Source organism: Pseudomonas lini (genome assembly GCF_001042905.1).
Taxonomy (GTDB): Bacteria; Pseudomonadota; Gammaproteobacteria; order Pseudomonadales; family Pseudomonadaceae; genus Aquipseudomonas; species Aquipseudomonas lini.
Map to the genome: position 1 here is coordinate 66,468 of NZ_JYLB01000011.1, position 15,470 is coordinate 81,937.

14 protein-coding genes are annotated in these 15,470 nt (G+C 60.0%); 4 read left to right on the top strand and 10 right to left on the bottom strand.

The window, feature by feature from the left end; translation table 11 throughout:
- Positions 1-459 precede the first annotated feature (459 nt).
- A complete protein-coding gene (gene gltP, locus TU81_RS26165; protein ID WP_038980359.1) occupies positions 460-1,791 on the top strand; it encodes a glutamate/aspartate:proton symporter GltP in 1,332 nt (443 codons plus the stop codon).
- Positions 1,792-2,031: 240 nt separating this feature from the next.
- Positions 2,032-3,261: a nucleoside recognition domain-containing protein gene (locus TU81_RS26170; RefSeq protein WP_038980361.1), complete on the top strand. Its 1,230-nt coding sequence runs from the start codon at positions 2,032-2,034 to the stop codon at positions 3,259-3,261.
- A gap of 120 nt (positions 3,262-3,381) precedes the next feature.
- Here TU81_RS26170 and TU81_RS26175 read toward each other — a convergent pair whose 3' ends face one another.
- The 9 genes from TU81_RS26175 to TU81_RS26215 all read right to left on the bottom strand — a co-directional run bounded on the left by TU81_RS26175 (position 3,382) and on the right by TU81_RS26215 (position 13,658).
- Positions 3,382-4,008 (bottom strand): ABC-type transport auxiliary lipoprotein family protein, encoded by a 627-nt coding sequence (locus tag TU81_RS26175; protein WP_038980362.1) that lies wholly within the window; start codon positions 4,006-4,008, stop codon positions 3,382-3,384.
- Positions 4,005-4,943, bottom strand: coding sequence for an MlaD family protein (locus tag TU81_RS26180; protein WP_048397343.1), 939 nt, complete (start codon positions 4,941-4,943; stop codon positions 4,005-4,007). Before TU81_RS26180 ends, TU81_RS26175 begins: the two co-directional genes overlap by 4 nt.
- Position 4,944: 1 nt before the next feature.
- Complete coding sequence (locus TU81_RS26185; RefSeq protein WP_038980365.1) at positions 4,945-5,748, bottom strand: ABC transporter ATP-binding protein; 804 nt, start codon at positions 5,746-5,748, stop codon at positions 4,945-4,947.
- Positions 5,745-6,893: an ABC transporter permease gene (locus TU81_RS26190; protein ID WP_048397345.1), complete on the bottom strand. Its 1,149-nt coding sequence runs from the start codon at positions 6,891-6,893 to the stop codon at positions 5,745-5,747. Before TU81_RS26190 ends, TU81_RS26185 begins: the two co-directional genes overlap by 4 nt.
- A gap of 54 nt (positions 6,894-6,947) precedes the next feature.
- Entirely contained in the window at positions 6,948-7,976 is a 1,029-nt protein-coding gene (locus TU81_RS26195) for a DUF5924 family protein (protein ID WP_048397346.1), read from the bottom strand.
- A 217-nt stretch (positions 7,977-8,193) separates the two neighbouring features.
- Complete coding sequence (locus TU81_RS26200; RefSeq protein ID WP_048397347.1) at positions 8,194-9,570, bottom strand: M16 family metallopeptidase; 1,377 nt, start codon at positions 9,568-9,570, stop codon at positions 8,194-8,196.
- A gap of 56 nt (positions 9,571-9,626) precedes the next feature.
- A complete protein-coding gene (locus TU81_RS26205; protein ID WP_038980369.1) occupies positions 9,627-11,285 on the bottom strand; it encodes a Na/Pi cotransporter family protein in 1,659 nt (552 codons plus the stop codon).
- Between the two features lie 211 nt (positions 11,286-11,496).
- Positions 11,497-12,264 (bottom strand): TerC family protein, encoded by a 768-nt coding sequence (locus TU81_RS26210; protein WP_038980370.1) that lies wholly within the window; start codon positions 12,262-12,264, stop codon positions 11,497-11,499.
- Positions 12,265-12,350: 86 nt separating this feature from the next.
- Positions 12,351-13,658 (bottom strand): CitMHS family transporter, encoded by a 1,308-nt coding sequence (locus tag TU81_RS26215; RefSeq protein WP_038980371.1) that lies wholly within the window; start codon positions 13,656-13,658, stop codon positions 12,351-12,353.
- Between the two features lie 321 nt (positions 13,659-13,979).
- On the opposite strand from TU81_RS26215, the gene TU81_RS26220 reads away from it, so the two are divergent.
- Entirely contained in the window at positions 13,980-14,381 is a 402-nt protein-coding gene (locus TU81_RS26220) for a GFA family protein (protein WP_038980372.1), read from the top strand.
- On the opposite strand, the gene TU81_RS26225 is transcribed toward TU81_RS26220, so the two are convergent.
- Positions 14,382-14,708: a DOPA 4,5-dioxygenase family protein gene (locus TU81_RS26225; RefSeq protein ID WP_048397348.1), complete on the bottom strand. Its 327-nt coding sequence runs from the start codon at positions 14,706-14,708 to the stop codon at positions 14,382-14,384. It abuts the gene before it with no gap.
- 84 nt (positions 14,709-14,792) lie between these two features.
- Between TU81_RS26225 and TU81_RS26230 the strand changes: the two genes are divergently transcribed.
- Positions 14,793-15,455: an NAD(P)-dependent oxidoreductase gene (locus tag TU81_RS26230; protein WP_038980374.1), complete on the top strand. Its 663-nt coding sequence runs from the start codon at positions 14,793-14,795 to the stop codon at positions 15,453-15,455.
- Positions 15,456-15,470: the final 15 nt, after the last annotated feature.

Here is a 15,470-nt window from a genome sequence, read left to right on the forward strand (position 1 = left end):
GATCTAGAGCATTCAGCTCATCTGTTCTTAGTGCATATTCCCCGCAAAACCGTTTCGCGGTGTTTCTTCTTGACCGTATATCGAGAAAGCTCCGACTTTCCCGAGAAGAAAATTCGCAGCCAAACGTAGGCCTTTTCCTAAATTTCCGCCTATTTAAAAAACATCGACCTGCGCTGAAATGGCCGGCATACGGCACTTATGCCCGCCTGAATGTCGTATTCAAACCGGGTGGGATGCGGGTTTCAGTTAGAAAATCTCATGCCGATTCGGCATAGGGTAGGCGTTTACGGCATTAGACGGCGCTTCCCGGCATCGGAATAGTTGCGCCTTTTTCACTGCCTGAGAGCTGTAAATGCTCGCTCGCGGGGACCTTATACGGGGGCCGATGCAAGACTTGTTCGCCATTGAGCGTTTCAGTTCATGCATCAGCCTGAGTCAAACGCAAGTAAGGGTAAAGATATGAAGAAGGCAAAGCTTAGCCTCGCCTGGCAGATCCTCATCGGTCTGGTTCTGGGGATAGCAATTGGTGCACTGCTCAACCATTTCAGTGCCGAAAAAGCCTGGTGGATCAGCAACGTGCTGCAACCGGCAGGCGATATCTTTATCCGTCTGATCAAGATGATCGTGATCCCGATCGTGATCTCCTCGCTAGTCGTCGGCATTGCTGGCGTGGGCGACGCGAAGAAACTCGGTCGCATCGGTCTGAAGACCATCATTTACTTCGAAATCGTCACCACCATCGCCATTCTGGTCGGTCTGGTGTTGGCCAACGTGGTCCATCCGGGCACCGGCATCGACATGAGCACCCTGGGTACGGTGGATATTTCCAAGTACCAGGCCACTGCCGCCGAGGTTCAGCATGAACATGCGTTCATTCAGACCATCCTCAACCTGATCCCGTCGAACATCTTCGCGGCCATGGCCCGCGGCGAAATGCTGCCGATCATCTTCTTCTCCGTGTTGTTCGGTCTCGGTCTGTCGAGCCTGCAATCGGACCTGCGCGATCCGCTGGTGAAGATGTTCCAGGGCGTATCGGAAAGCATGTTCAAGGTCACCCACATGATCATGAACTACGCCCCGATCGGTGTGTTCGCATTGATCGCGGTAACCGTGGCCAACTTCGGCTTCGCCTCTCTGCTGCCACTGGCCAAACTGGTCGTTCTGGTTTACTTCGCCATCGCTTTCTTCGCCTTCGTGGTGCTGGGCCTGATCGCTCGCCTGTTCGGCTTCTCGGTGATCAAGCTGATGCGCATCTTCAAGGATGAGCTGGTCCTGGCCTACTCCACCGCCAGTTCCGAAACCGTGCTGCCGCGCGTGATCGAGAAGATGGAAGCTTACGGCGCGCCGAAAGCCATTTGCAGTTTCGTGGTACCGACCGGCTATTCGTTCAACCTCGACGGTTCGACCCTGTACCAGAGCATCGCGGCAATCTTCATTGCCCAGCTCTACGGCATCGACCTGTCGATCAGCCAACAATTGCTGCTGGTGCTGACGCTGATGGTCACCTCCAAAGGCATCGCCGGCGTACCGGGCGTGTCCTTCGTGGTGCTGCTGGCCACCCTGGGCAGTGTTGGTATTCCGCTGGAAGGCCTGGCGTTCATCGCCGGCGTCGACCGCATCATGGACATGGCCCGTACCGCGCTGAACGTGATCGGTAATGCCTTGGCCGTGCTGGTCATCGCACGTTGGGAAGGTATGTACGACGACGCCAAGGGCGAGCGCTACTGGAACTCCCTGCCGCACTGGCGCAGCAAGGAAAAGCTGCCGGTTGGCGAGATTTCCAGCAACTGACGTAGATCCCTGTAGGAGCGAGGCTTGCCCGCGAATGGGACGCCGCGGTGTTTCAGTTGCACCGCGTTATCGTTCTTCGCTGGCAAGCCATACTCCTACAGGACCGAGTTGCACGCACAATGTGTAGGGCGCAATCCCGCAGCGCGATAAACGCTCGCAAACAAACCCCGGAGAAATCCGGGGTTTGTCGTTTCTGCCTACCCCGCTATCATTCGCCGCATCTTCCGGGGGATTTGACTGATGCTTAATGGCCTGTGGCTTGGCTTCTTCATCGTGGCTGCCGTTTCGGCGCTGGCGCAATGGCTGATCGGCGGTAACGCCGGGATCTTTGCGGCGATGGTGGAGAGCATTTTCGCCATGGCCAAATTGTCGGTCGAGGTCATGGTCCTGCTGTTCGGCACCCTCACCCTCTGGCTGGGTTTTCTGCGGATTGCCGAAAAGGCAGGGATCGTCGAATGGCTGGCCAAGGCGCTGGGCCCATTGTTCCTGCGCCTGATGCCGGAAGTGCCGGCCGGTCACCCGGCCATCGGCCTGATCACCCTGAACTTCGCCGCCAACGGCCTGGGGCTGGACAACGCCGCCACACCGATCGGCCTCAAAGCCATGAAGGCGCTGCAAGAGCTCAACCCCAGCGACACCATCGCCAGCAACGCGCAGATCCTCTTCCTCGTACTCAACGCCTCCTCCCTGACCCTGCTGCCGGTGACGATCTTCATGTACCGCGCCCAGCAAGGCGCGCCCGACCCGACCCTGGTGTTCCTGCCGATTCTGCTCGCGACCAGTTGCTCGACCCTCGTCGGTCTATTGTCGGTTGCGTTCATGCAGCGTCTGCGCCTGTGGGACCCGGTGGTGCTCGCCTACCTGATTCCCGGTGCCTTGGCCCTCGGTGCGTTCATGGCGCTGCTGGCGACGCTCTCGGCGACCGCTCTGGCGGGCTTGTCATCGATCCTCGGCAACGTGACGCTGTTCGGACTGATCATGCTGTTTCTGATCATTGGTGCATTACGCAAGGTGAAGGTTTACGAAGCATTCGTCGAAGGCGCCAAAGAAGGCTTCGACGTAGCCAAGAACCTGCTGCCGTATCTGGTGGCGATGCTGTGTGCCGTGGGCGTGCTGCGGGCATCCGGAGCGCTGGACTTCGGTCTGGACGGGATTCGGCATCTGGTGGAATGGGCCGGTTGGGACACGCGCTTCGTCGATGCGCTGCCAACGGCCATGGTCAAACCCTTCTCCGGCAGCGCCGCGCGGGCGATGCTGATCGAAACCATGAAGACCTCCGGGGTAGACAGCTTCCCGGCGCTGGTGGCGGCGACGATTCAGGGCAGTACCGAAACAACCTTCTATGTGTTGGCGGTGTACTTCGGCGCGGTGGGCATTCAGCGCGCACGGCACGCGGTGGGGTGTGCGTTGCTGGCGGAATTGGCGGGTGTTCTTGGCGCGATCGGGGTTTGCTACTGGTTCTTCGGCTAAACCAGGAACCCTGTGGGAGCGGGCTTGCTCGCGAAGAGGCCGGTACATTCAACATCTCTGTTGACTGACACACCGCCTTCGCGAGCAAGCCCGCTCCCACATTAAATAGGCGTCGGACCTTTATGGCCTCAGCGGCGGCGCAACTTTCTGACCTTGCTCCACCGTCCAAGCCACCACCTGCGCCGTCAATTGGTCGCTGGCCAAGCCAAAACCGGTCACCACTGCCGGCACCTTCACATCACTCAACGGCTGACGCACTTCAAAGCGCCGGCTGGCGAGGATTCGCTGGTCATACCCACGCACCAGCAACGCATCCAGGCGCACGACCACACTCGCTGCCGTGCCCTGATACTCGGTCTGGAATGCTTGCAGGTTGCCGCCCAGTTCCAGGTCCGCCTGGAAATTGCTGTCATCGGTGCTGAGCAACGGCACCCGACCGTCACGCTGGAAACCATCGAGCAGACGATTGCGCAACAGCACCGGTGCCGGATCGCTCCAGCGTGAAGCCTTGTAGCTGCTGATCAGGTCACCTTGAGGTATCACTGCGATTTTCGGGTTATTCAAGGCTTCGCTGGTCTGAGGCTTGGCCAGCCGCAACGACCAGCGCTGCGGCGTGCCGTGTTGGGCCGATGCGTCGCGCTGTGCCGACGGCAGTCGATAGACATCGGACGGCTCGGCCTTGGGGAAAATCGAACAGGAAGCGATCAACGCAAAACCGGCGAGGAGGGCGAGATGAGCCAGCTTCATGGCGTGAACTCCTTGTTCTTGTCATTGCCCAGCAGGTAACCGCTGGGGTTGGCCTCAAGCCGCTGGGAAATGGTCCGCAACGAACTCAAGGTATCGCGCAGCTCGCGCACCGCCGGTGCCAGGCCATTGAGGCCCTGCATGCCGTTGTTGAGGGAGTCCTGATTGGCGGAGAGCAACGTGTTGATGGTCGCGCTGCTCTGTTCCAGGGACTTCATGGCTTGCTCGGCACTGCCGAACATCTGCTTGCCCTGATCGTTGAGCAGGCCGTTGGCGTTGCGCATCAACGCGGTGGTCTGTTCCAGGGTGGCGCTGGCCTGCTTGCCAACCGAAGCCAGTTGCTGCATCGCCTGACGAATATCGCCGCGCTGATCGGCAATGGCGCCGGTGGTTTGCTCCAGGTTCTCCAGGGTGCTGCTGATACGCGCGACGTTCTCCGAGGAAAACAGCTGATTGGCGTTGTGCATCAACACGTTCACGCCCGCCATCAGATCGCTACTGTCATTCATCAACCGGGCAATGGGCGAGGGCGATGCAATGATTGTCGGCAAATCGCCGTCCTTGCCCTTGAGCGTCGGACTTTGTGGCGTGCCGCCGCTGAGCTGGATGATCGAAGTCCCGGTGATCCCGGTCAGCGCCAGTTTGGCCTGGGTGTCTTCTTTGATCGGAGTGTCTCCGCCCAAGCGAATCCGCGCCAACACCCGGCGCGGATCATTCGGGTCCAGGCGCAGCATCACCACGTCGCCGACCTTGATCCCGCTGTACTGCACGGCGCTACCGTTGGACAGGCCGCTGACCGCCTCGTTGAAGACGATTTCGTAATCCTTGAATTCGGTATCGACACTGGACTTGGCCAGCCACAGACCGAAGAGCAGGGCGCCTGCCACCACTATGACGGTGAACAGGCCGATCAATACGTGATGGGCTCGGGTTTCCATGTCAGACCTCGTTGAGCTGGTTAGCGGCCGTCAGCGCCGCGCGGCCGCGAGGGCCATGGAAGTATTCGTGAATCCACGCATCATCGGTTTCCGACACCTTGTCGATCGCGTCCGCCACCAGCACTTTCTTCTGCGCCAGCACTGCCACCCGGTCGGTGATGGTGTAGAGCGTGTCGAGGTCGTGGGTCACCAGAAACACGCTCAGGCCCAAGGCATCGCGCAGGGTCAGGATCAGCTGATCGAAACCTGCGGCGCCAATCGGGTCTAGACCGGCGGTGGGCTCGTCGAGGAACAGGATGTCCGGGTCCAGGGCCAAGGCACGGGCCAGGGCCGCGCGCTTGATCATGCCGCCGGACAGTGAAGCAGGGTATTTGTCAGCCGCCGACAACGGCAACCCCGCCAACGCCAGTTTCACCGCCGCCAGGTGCTCGGCGTCGGCACGGCTCAGGCCAGCATGTTCAATCAGGGGCAGGGCGACGTTCTCAGTCACGGTGAGCGAAGAGAACAAGGCACCTTTCTGGAACAACACACCGAACCGCCGTTCGACCAGCGAGCGCTCGTGTTCCGACAGGCTCGGCAAGTTCTTGCCGAAGACCTTCACCAGCCCTTCGCTGGGCTGACGCAGACCGACAATGCTGCGCAGCAGCACCGATTTGCCGCTGCCGGAACCGCCGACCACCGCCAGAATCTCGCCCTTGTACAAGTCCAGGTCGAGGTTCTCGTGCACGCTCTGTCGGCCGAAGCGATTGCACAGCCCGCGGACTTCGATCACCGCCTCTGAAGGCGCTCGGGGTAAACGACTCACCAGTCCATCTCCATGAAAAACAACGCAGCCACGGCGTCGAGCACGATCACCACAAAAATCGACTGCACCACACTGGACGTAGTGTGCGCGCCGACGGACTCGGCGCTGCCGCTGACCTTGAAGCCCTCGAGGCAGCCGATGGCGGCAATCAGGAACGCAAAAATCGGTGCTTTGACGATCCCCACCAGAAAGTGCTGAACGCCAATGTCCGATTGCAGCAGTGACAGGAACATCGCCGGCGAGATATCCAGCGACAGCGCGCAGACTACGCCACCGCCGACAATCCCTGACACCATCGCCAGAAAGGTCAACATCGGCAGCGCCACCAGCAACGCCAGGACGCGGGGTACTACCAGCAACTCCATCGGGTCGAGGCCGAGGGTGCGGATCGCGTCGATTTCTTCGTTGGCCTTCATCGAACCGATCTGCGCGGTGAACGCACTGGCGGTGCGGCCCGCCATCAGGATCGCCGTGAGCAACACGCCGAACTCCCGCAGAAAAGAGAACGCCACCAGGTCCACGGTGAAAATACTCGCGCCAAAACTGGCCAGCACCGTCGCCCCGAGAAACGCCACCACAGCGCCCACCAGAAAGGTCAGAAGGGCGACGATGGGCGCGGCGTCGAGGCCGGTCTGTTCAATGTGAGCGACCATCGGCGTGAGGCGCCAGCGCTTGGGCCGAAACAGTCCGCGAGCGATGGTTTCCAGGATCAGGCCAACGAACCCCAACAGTTGCAGCGTGTCCCGCCAGACTGTGTCGACCGCACGACCAATGCGGGTCAGCAGTTGAATGCCGACGCTGATTTCCGGCTCTTTGATCGGCACACAGAAATCGGTGAGTGAGCAGTACACCGTCTGCAACAAGGCGCGATCAGCGCAAGAAAGGGTGCAATCGGGATGTTCGGCAGATTTGCCCAGACGCTCGGCCCCCAGCAGCTCCACCAACAATGACGCACCCGCCGTATCGAGCGCACCGAGGCCATTGAGATCGATGTGGGTGTTGCTGTCGTATTGGCCACGGAGCTTTTCGCTCAGGCGGCTGAGATCGGCGTAATGGGCGAGCGTCCAGTCACCCGTGACCCGCAACAGGGCAGGGCTGTGCGAGGTGTCCAGTCGGGCACTGCCGGGCATTGTGCTGCTAGTCATAAGCTCCGTGCTTGTTCGGCTATTACGCAGATCTGACTAATAGCACGAACCGCGTTACTTTTCTTTGATGGGTGTGCTGTCCAGGACCTTGAAGCGCAGCACGCCAATCAACTGACCGTCTTCGGTGAGCACCCGAACCTGCCATTTGCCGGCGGGGTTGCCGGGGAAGTTCTGCTTGTGAGTCCAGGCGCGGTAGCCTTCCTTGCGCCCGCCGTGGATGTCCAGAGGAATACGGTCGACTTCTTTACCGTTGAACATCCAGACGTGATAAATCCGCTCGGCCAGACCCCGCGGAGCGTTGATCGCGGTATACGCGTACAACCCACCTCCGCGAATCTGTTCGGCGCTGACTTCTTCCAGGCTCTTGCCGGGGGTTCGATCCTGCATTTGGGTGCTGATCGCCACATCGGTCATCCACAGAGTTGCCGGCGGAACCCAGGAACGCAGCACCCAACCGGCGGCGCCGATGCCGACGGTGATGCTGAGGATCGCCAACGCATTGCGCACGGTACGAATCGGGAAGATCGAGGCCAGGCTCGGGAACGACAGCAGCATGGCAATGCCCAGCGCCAGCTTGAAGCTCTGGGCAGTGGTCAGGTGCAGGATGACGGGCAGGGCGGTCAGCAGAGCCGCGAACAGGGTCAGGGTGTGCAGCGCCAAAAACGCCCAGCGGCGCGGTGCCAGCCATTTGTAGTAGAGCGGGTCGATGATCGAAATCAGCGCCGCCATGCTCAGTAGTCCAGTGAAGAACAACTGGCCGCTGTTCCAGGTGGTGGTGATCAAAAAGAACGGCAGGACGAAGAACAGGCTTTCCTGATGGATCATCTGCGTCGCGTAACGCAGCAGCGGCTGAGGTATTTCGCGCTTGAAGACCCTGGCGAACAGCTTGGTGAGGCTGTTTTCCAGCATCAGCCAGACCCAGCTGATCAGCATGATGGTGGTGATCCACGTCGCCAGACCTTGTTGGCGATCCACCAGCATGAAACTGCCGACCCCGGAGATGAAACCGCCAAGCGCAATGACCCCGGGATAGCGCTTCATCAATTCGAGGATGCGCTGTACGTACAGGGTCAGATTCGGCATTCGGCGATTCACAATAGTCGTGGGGAAAATCCTCGACAGGGTACCGCCCGAAGGACCCCTGTGGCGAGGGGGCTTGCCCCAATGCCGCGACGAAGATCCTGTAGGAGCGTGGCTTGCCCGCGAAGAATACACCGCGGTTTTTCAGGTATTACGCGTCATCGTTCTTCGCGGGCAAGCCACGCTCCCACAGGTTCTGCGCCTTGCCACAGGGAAATCATTACTTTCTGCGGCGAACGCGCCAACCCAATATTCCAAACACCATCAATCCAAATCCCCCGACAATCGCCCACATCACCTGGTCATAACTCATCAGCGGCTTCTCGATCCGCAGATACCCCGGCTGCAGCAGCAACTCGCGCATTGCCTTGTTCGCCTCGGCCAGTGTCACGTCTTGCAGTGCCTTGGCCGGGTTGACGAAATGGCCGTCCTCGTAGTCGCCAAGGGCGCTCCAGTAATAGTCCGCCAGGGCGCTGTTGCCTTGCACGGCCCAAGCCTGGCGAGCGATGGCGGCTTGCTTGAGACGGGCGAAGGTGGCGGCGTCGAGGCCGTTCTTGAGTAGATCGGCTTTAAGCTCATCCAGCACCTGTTCCGCTGCCAGCACGTCGTCGCGATCAAGGTCGGCGTTCAGGCTCATGAAGCCCACCCCGCCAAATACCTCGCGCTCGGCCGAGGGACCGTAGGACAGCCCATGGGCCAGGCGCAATTGGCGATAGAGCGCCCAATCCAGATAGTCCTTGAGCAGGTCGAAGGTTTCGTCATGCTGGTCTTCCAGCACCGGTTCCGGCACCAGCCAGTGCAACTTGGCTCCGCCGCCGACGAAACCGTTACTCAAATTGCGCTCGTGGGCCGCGCTGGCCTGAATGTCTGGCAGCGGCAGGTGAGCGCTAGGCTCAACCGCTTCGAGCGCACCATAGGCCCGTTCCAGATAGGCCGGCAGCAAGCGGTCGAGGTCACCGACCACGATCAGGGTCATGTTGTTGGGCGCGTACCAGTCCTTGCGCACCTTCTCCAATTGCTCGCGGGTCAGGTGATCGACTTGCGCGCGCTCGGGGCATTTGAGGCCCAGCTCCACCGCCAACTGATTACTCGCGGTGTGGCCCAGGTCCTGGCGATCCAGCCAGCGTTGCAGGTGCGAGTAATGACCACCGTCTTCGCGCTCGACCACTTGCTTGGCGACGTTGATCGCATTGTCATCGATCCGGGTCTGGGTCAGCAGCGCCAATAACAGGTCGAGGACCTTGCGCTGGTTTTTCGCCGGGGCTTCGATGACGAAAGTCGTGTCGGCATTGCTGGTGTAAGCATTCCACTCACCGCCCAAGGCCTGCATGCGCTCTTCCAGACCGCCTTCGCCGGTGGCGTCGATGCCGCTGAACAACAAGTGTTCGAGCAGATGCGGCAGCTCTTTGTCGGCACAGCTGAAATCATCCAGGCCCACGCCAACCACCAACCGGATCGCCACATGCCCGCGCTCGGTGCCCGGTTTGAGGACCAATTGCAGGCCGTTGCGCAAGGTGTAGCCCTCGACCTGAAAGCGATCCAGGGCAAATGAAGGCAGTGAGCCAAGCAGCAGACAAGCGAACAGCAGACAACGCATAACGAGTTTCCGTACGACCAGCGTAAGTTCAACAGACTTCAGGTAACTGTGGACGTTCAGGGTGAATGAGTGATGTCAGTCAAATCGTCGACCGCCAGAGCGCCGGTGTCCGAAGTGCCCAACACCGCATAGGCACTGCTGCAGAACAGCGAATTCAAGCGTCTCATGTCAGCAATCAGTTCCAGATGCAGCGAACTGGTCTCGATACTTTGCACGATCTTACGGTTTAAACGGCTGACATGAGCGTGGGCCAGGCGGCGCTCCTGCGCGCGAAAGCGACGTTTCTCACGCAGTAACTGGCGAGCACTTTCCGGGTCGGCACTAAGGAACACTGACAACCCCAGACGCAGGTTGGCAATCAGCTGACTGTGCAGCCCCGCCAACTCCTCCAGCCCGACCTCGGAAAAAGACCGGCGTTGCGAGGTTTTCTGCTGCTGAACCTTTCGCAGCATGCGTTCGATCAGGTCGCTGGAGAGTTTCAGGTTGATCGCCAGCTCGATGGTTTCCGCCCAGCGCCGACTGTCCTGCTCGCTGAGGTCTTCGCGGGGCATTTGTGCCAGATAGAGTTTGATGGCGCTGTAGAGCGCTTCGACATCATCGGTCAGGCGACGAATTTCCTGGGTGACGGCGGTCTGTTTGCCGCGCAGCACGTCGAGCATGGCTTCGAGCATGCTGTCGACCAAATCGCCGATGCGCAGGGTTTCCCGGGCAGCATTGGCCAGCGCCAGACTCGGGGTGACCAATGCGGTTGGATCAAGATGCCGCGGTTTGGCTGTGCCATTGATGTCCGGCCGCTCTGGCAGCAACCACGCACAGAGCCTGGCCATCGGCCCGACGCTGGGCAAGAGGATCAGGCAACGCACGGTGTTGTAGAGCAGGTGGAAGCCGATGACCATTTCCTGAGGGCTGAAGTCGAGGCTGTCGATCCAGTGCACCAGCGGGTCGAGCACCGGAATGATCAGCAGCAGGCCGATCAATTTGTACAACAGGCTGCCGAGCGCCACCTGACGGCCGGCTGCGTTCTGCATGCTGGTGCTGAGGAACGCCAGAATGCCGCTGCCGATGTTGGCACCGATCACCAGGCCGATGGCCACTGGCAGACTGATCACGCTGGCACCGGCGAGGGTCGCGGTCAGCAGGACGGCGGCCAGGCTGGAATAGGAAATCATCGCGAACAGCGCGCCGACCAAAGCATCGAGCAGGATGTCGCCGGTCAGGGAGGCGAAGATGACCTTCACCCCTTGCGCCTGAGTGATCGGCGCGGCGGCCTCGACGATCAGTTGCAGCGCCAGAATGATCAGCCCCAGACCGATGCTGACCCGGCCCATCTGCCCGACCCGGGTCTGCTTGCGCGACAGGAAGAAAATCACCCCGAGGAAAATCAGCAGCGGCGACAGCCACGACAAGTCGAGGGTCAGTACCCGCGCCATCAGCGCGGTACCGACATCGGCGCCGAGCATGGTCGCCAGCGCCGGCGTCAGCGCCATCAGGCCCTGACCGACAAACGAGGTCACGAGCATGGCGGTGGCATTGCTGCTCTGGACCATGGCGGTCACCATGATCCCGGCGACAAACGCCAGCCAGCGCCTGGACATGTTATGGGCGATCACGTGGCGCAAGTTGGAGCCATAAACCCGCAGGATGCCGGTTCGGACGATGTGCGTGCCCCAGATCAAAAGGGTCACGGCCGATAACAAATTGAGCAGGGTGAGCATGCAGGCCCCCTGTGGTGGTAGCGCCCCAGTGGGGCAAGTCAACGGTGCCGCGCGTTTTTCTACGTTCTACATAAGCTGTAGTTGGCTAACGGTCTGGGCGCCAGCATCGCATAGCTAAAGAGACGATTGAAACAAAACTGTCATGAAAACAGTTTGCTGCAGAGATGACAAAGGGGCCCGAAGGCCCCTTTGTCATCGCAGGGTGTTCGGGTTACTGACCCGGAACATCCTTGCGCAGTTTCACCGGATCCTGCTGTTTGCGCTTTCTCGCCATGGCGGTGCGCAACTTGATGTTGATCGCTTCCACCGCCAACGAGAACGCCATCGCGAAGTAGACGTAGCCTTTTGGCAAGTGCACGTCGAGCGATTCGGCAATCAGCACGGTACCCACCAGCAACAGGAACGACAGCGCCAGCATTTTCAGCGACGGGTGCTTGTCGATGAACGCGCTGATGGTGCCCGAGGCCGCCATCATTACCAGTACGGCAACGATGATCGCCGCAACCATGACCGGTACGTGGGAAACCATGCCCACCGCCGTGATCACCGAGTCCAGCGAGAACACGATGTCGATGATCGCGATCTGGATGATGGTGTACAGGAAATTGCCGCCCTTGCCCGAAGGCTCGTCGCCGCCTTCATCTTCACCTTCCAGCGCGTGGTACATCTCTTGCGAGCTCTTCCACAGCAGGAACAGACCACCGAAGAACAGGATCAGGTCTCGCCCGGAAATACCCTGGCCGAATACTTCGAACAGGTCTGCGGTGAGGCGCATGACCCAGGTGATCGACAGCAGCAACAGGATCCGCGTGATCATGGCCAGCGCCAGGCCGAAAATCCGGGTGCGCGCCTGCATGTGCTTGGGCATGCGGCTGACCAGGATCGAGATCATGATGATGTTGTCGATGCCCAGGACGATCTCCAGGGCAGTCAGGGTAAAGAAGGCAACCCAGATTTCAGGGTTGGTCAGCCATTCCATGTGTATTCCTTTGAGCGAGTGTTTAAACCACAAAGGGCCCGGGCTTCAAACAACAAAGCCTGGACCCGTCATGGTGAGTCTTGGGCTTATAGAGTGCTGAACAGCGGAAAAATCCCCATCAGCAACGCAGCGACCAGTATGCACAGGCAAACCAGCACTGCCCACTTCAAGGTGAACCGCTGATGGTCACCGAATTCGATACCGGCCAGGGCCACCAACAGGTAGGTTGATGGTACCAGCGGGCTCAACAAGTGGACGGGCTGACCGACGATCGAGGCACGTGCCATTTCCACCGCGGTTATACCGTAATGACTAGCGGCTTCGGCAAGTACCGGTAACACGCCGTAATAAAATGCATCGTTCGACATGAAGAACGTGAACGGCATGCTCACCAGCGCGGTGATCACGGCCAGGTACGGGCCGAGGAAATCCGGGATGACCGCCAGCAGGCTTTTCGACATGGCATCGACCATACCGGTGCCCGTCAGGATACCGGTGAAGATACCCGCGGCAAAGATCAAACCGACCACCGCCAGCACGCTACCGGCGTGGGCCGCGACGCGATCCTTCTGCTGTTGCAGGCAAGGGTAGTTGACGATCATCGCGATACTGAAGGCCACCATGAACAACACCGGCAACGGCAACAGGCCGGCGATCAGAGTGCACATCAGCGCCAGGGTCAGGGCGCCGTTGAACCAGATCAGCTTTGGACGACGAGCATCCGGGAATTGCGAAACGCTGATTTCGCTGTGGTCGACTTCATCGCCCACCAGGTGCAATTCACCCAGACGCGCACGCTCGCGTTTACCGTAGAAGTAGGCAATCGCCAGAATCGCCACCACGCCGGCCAGCATTGCCGGAATCATTGGCACAAAGATGTCGGACGGGTCGACATGCAGCGCACTGGCCGCACGAGCGGTCGGGCCGCCCCAAGGGGTCATGTTCATCACGCCACCGGCGAGGATGATCAGACCGGCCATGATCCGCGGGCTCATGCCGATACGGCTGTAGAGCGGTAGCATGGCGGCCACGCAGATCATATAAGTGGTCGCGCCGTCACCATCGAGGGAGACGACGAGCGCCAGTACGGCGGTGCCGACCGAAACTTTCAGCGGATCGCCCTTGACCAGTTTGAGGATCTTGCGCACGGCCGGGTCGAACAGGCCGGAGTCGATCATCAGGGCGAAGTAGAGAATGGCGAACATCAGCATCACGCCGGTCGGCGCGAGCTTAGTGATGCCTTCGAGCATCATCGGGCCGATTTTCGGCGAGAAGCCGCCGAACAGGGCGAAGATGATCGGGATGATGATCAGGGCGATCAGCGCGGACAGGCGCTTGGTCATGATCAGGAACATGAACGTGATGACCATGGCGAAGCCAAGGAAAGTCAGCATAGGAATACTCCAGGCGTAGCGCGGCTAGTAAATGGGCGAACCGGATGAGGTCAGCGCAGAACGGGAAGCACGAGGCGTACGGGCGGAGTTGCAGCGAAGAGGCGGGTAGTAGCGGACATCAGAATCACCATTGTTGTTGTTTAATGGACCGGGCGGGCAATAAAACACTCGCATTGGCCAACCGGTCTGTTGCCGGCAGTGAGGGCGATCCTAATCGGGGAAGCTTTCAGCCAGCTTTCGCGAGTGAAAGCATTGACCGAATGTACAACCGGTCGTCGGCCCGGTTGAAAGGCCGTAATCACGGGGTCAGGAGCAAAAGACATGGGTGAACTTCACACCGGCGGTTGCCACTGCGGACAAATCCGCTATCAATTCAGCGGGCCATTGCACGACATCGCTCACTGTCATTGCTCGATTTGCCGACGGGTCAGCGGCGGGATCGTGACCACCTGGATCACCGTGCCCGCCTCAGCATTTGAATGGATGGCGGGTACGCCATCCCGGTACGAGTCTTCGTCTACTTGCGTGCGATATTTCTGCCCAAACTGTGGGGCGCAACTGGCGCTGGTGACGCAGCTCAGCCCCGAGAGCATCGATGTGACCATCGCCACCCTCGACCATCCCGAGCAGGCACCGGCCGAGCGGCATATCTGGACGGACAGTCGTTTGCCGTGGCTGCATCTGGACGAGCACTTGCCCGGTGAGGCGCAAGAACAACTCTGATCAGAAAACAGACAGGTTCAGCGGCCGGATCGCGCCCATCCAGATCGCGTGCTCGGTGTGGTCGAGCAGATCGTCGCCGGTGTCCGGGTGCAGGAATATCACTAATCCCTTACGGTTGAGCGCCAGCCACGGCAACACCTCGCCAATGTACTGCGGCTCGAAAGCCAATTGGCAGCTCCAGTCTGGATGCGGGCCGACCGGGCGTTCGTGCATTCGGCCCATCTTCAGCGGAAACAATTGCACTGCCTGTTCACACAGGGCCCGGGCCTGCGGCAGGGTACTGGCGTCGAAATAGACATGGGCGTGGTAGCCCTTGATCGTTTGCATCTGACCCCCTCTGAAACCTTGTCGAACCCTCGCCGCTTCCCGCAGGTCACACACCATATACGCAGGAAAGTAGGGAGCACGGCCATGAAAAATGCCGAAACCCCGGTGGTGAAGGTAGTGCTTTATGGTGCCATGAGTAGCTTGGGCAGTGCGCTGATGGCTGAAATGCTGCGGCGCCAGCATGAAGTGATCGCGATTCTCGATGACCTGAACGCGCTCGCGCCGCGCCCGGGTTTACGCACCAAGGCCGGTGACCTGTTCGATGCCAAGCGGGTCAAGCAAAGCGTGGCCGGCTGTTCGGCGGTGATCTGCCTGCTCGATGCGCCAGGGTTGCCGATGAACAGTGAGCACATCGAAAAATCCATCGTGCCCGGTCCGGTCGAGGAGGTGCTGGCGGTGGATGCACTGATCGACGGCATGCAGGCCGCAGGCATTTCCCGGCTGTTTGTGGTGGGCGATTTCGAGGTGCTGGACGACCCGGAAATAGAAGACCCGTTGCAACGCCACGCCGCCGAAGAAATCCGCGAGGCTCTGCAAAGCAGCTCTTTGCACTGGACCTTGGTCAACGCACCACGCCGCGTGCCCGGCCTGACCATCGAGCATTTCAGTCACGTCAGCAGTAGCCTGGAACCTGGCCTGGCCGCAGCGCTGGAACGGCTGAACAGGGTAGCCGTAGGGATTGCCGATGAGCTGCACCTGAACCTGCATGTTGGTGAGCATGTGAATTTTATTGCGACATCGGAATAGTAAAAATCGTCCGAA

Excerpts from the sequence above, each read along its gene's own strand:
- gltP (WP_038980359.1), top strand. The coding sequence starts at position 460 with ATGAAGAAGGCAAAGCTTAGCCTCGCCTGGCAGATCCTCATCGGTCTG.
- TU81_RS26170 (WP_038980361.1), top strand. The coding sequence starts at position 2,032 with ATGCTTAATGGCCTGTGGCTTGGCTTCTTCATCGTGGCTGCCGTTTCG.
- TU81_RS26175 (WP_038980362.1), bottom strand. The coding sequence starts at position 4,008 with ATGAAGCTGGCTCATCTCGCCCTCCTCGCCGGTTTTGCGTTGATCGCT.
- TU81_RS26180 (WP_048397343.1), bottom strand. The coding sequence starts at position 4,943 with ATGGAAACCCGAGCCCATCACGTATTGATCGGCCTGTTCACCGTCATA.
- TU81_RS26190 (WP_048397345.1), bottom strand. The coding sequence starts at position 6,893 with ATGACTAGCAGCACAATGCCCGGCAGTGCCCGACTGGACACCTCGCAC.
- TU81_RS26195 (WP_048397346.1), bottom strand. The coding sequence starts at position 7,976 with ATGCCGAATCTGACCCTGTACGTACAGCGCATCCTCGAATTGATGAAG.
- TU81_RS26200 (WP_048397347.1), bottom strand. The coding sequence starts at position 9,570 with ATGCGTTGTCTGCTGTTCGCTTGTCTGCTGCTTGGCTCACTGCCTTCA.
- TU81_RS26205 (WP_038980369.1), bottom strand. The coding sequence starts at position 11,285 with ATGCTCACCCTGCTCAATTTGTTATCGGCCGTGACCCTTTTGATCTGG.
- TU81_RS26210 (WP_038980370.1), bottom strand. The coding sequence starts at position 12,264 with ATGGAATGGCTGACCAACCCTGAAATCTGGGTTGCCTTCTTTACCCTG.
- TU81_RS26215 (WP_038980371.1), bottom strand. The coding sequence starts at position 13,658 with ATGCTGACTTTCCTTGGCTTCGCCATGGTCATCACGTTCATGTTCCTG.
- TU81_RS26220 (WP_038980372.1), top strand. The coding sequence starts at position 13,980 with ATGGGTGAACTTCACACCGGCGGTTGCCACTGCGGACAAATCCGCTAT.
- TU81_RS26225 (WP_048397348.1), bottom strand. The coding sequence starts at position 14,708 with ATGCAAACGATCAAGGGCTACCACGCCCATGTCTATTTCGACGCCAGT.
- TU81_RS26230 (WP_038980374.1), top strand. The coding sequence starts at position 14,793 with ATGAAAAATGCCGAAACCCCGGTGGTGAAGGTAGTGCTTTATGGTGCC.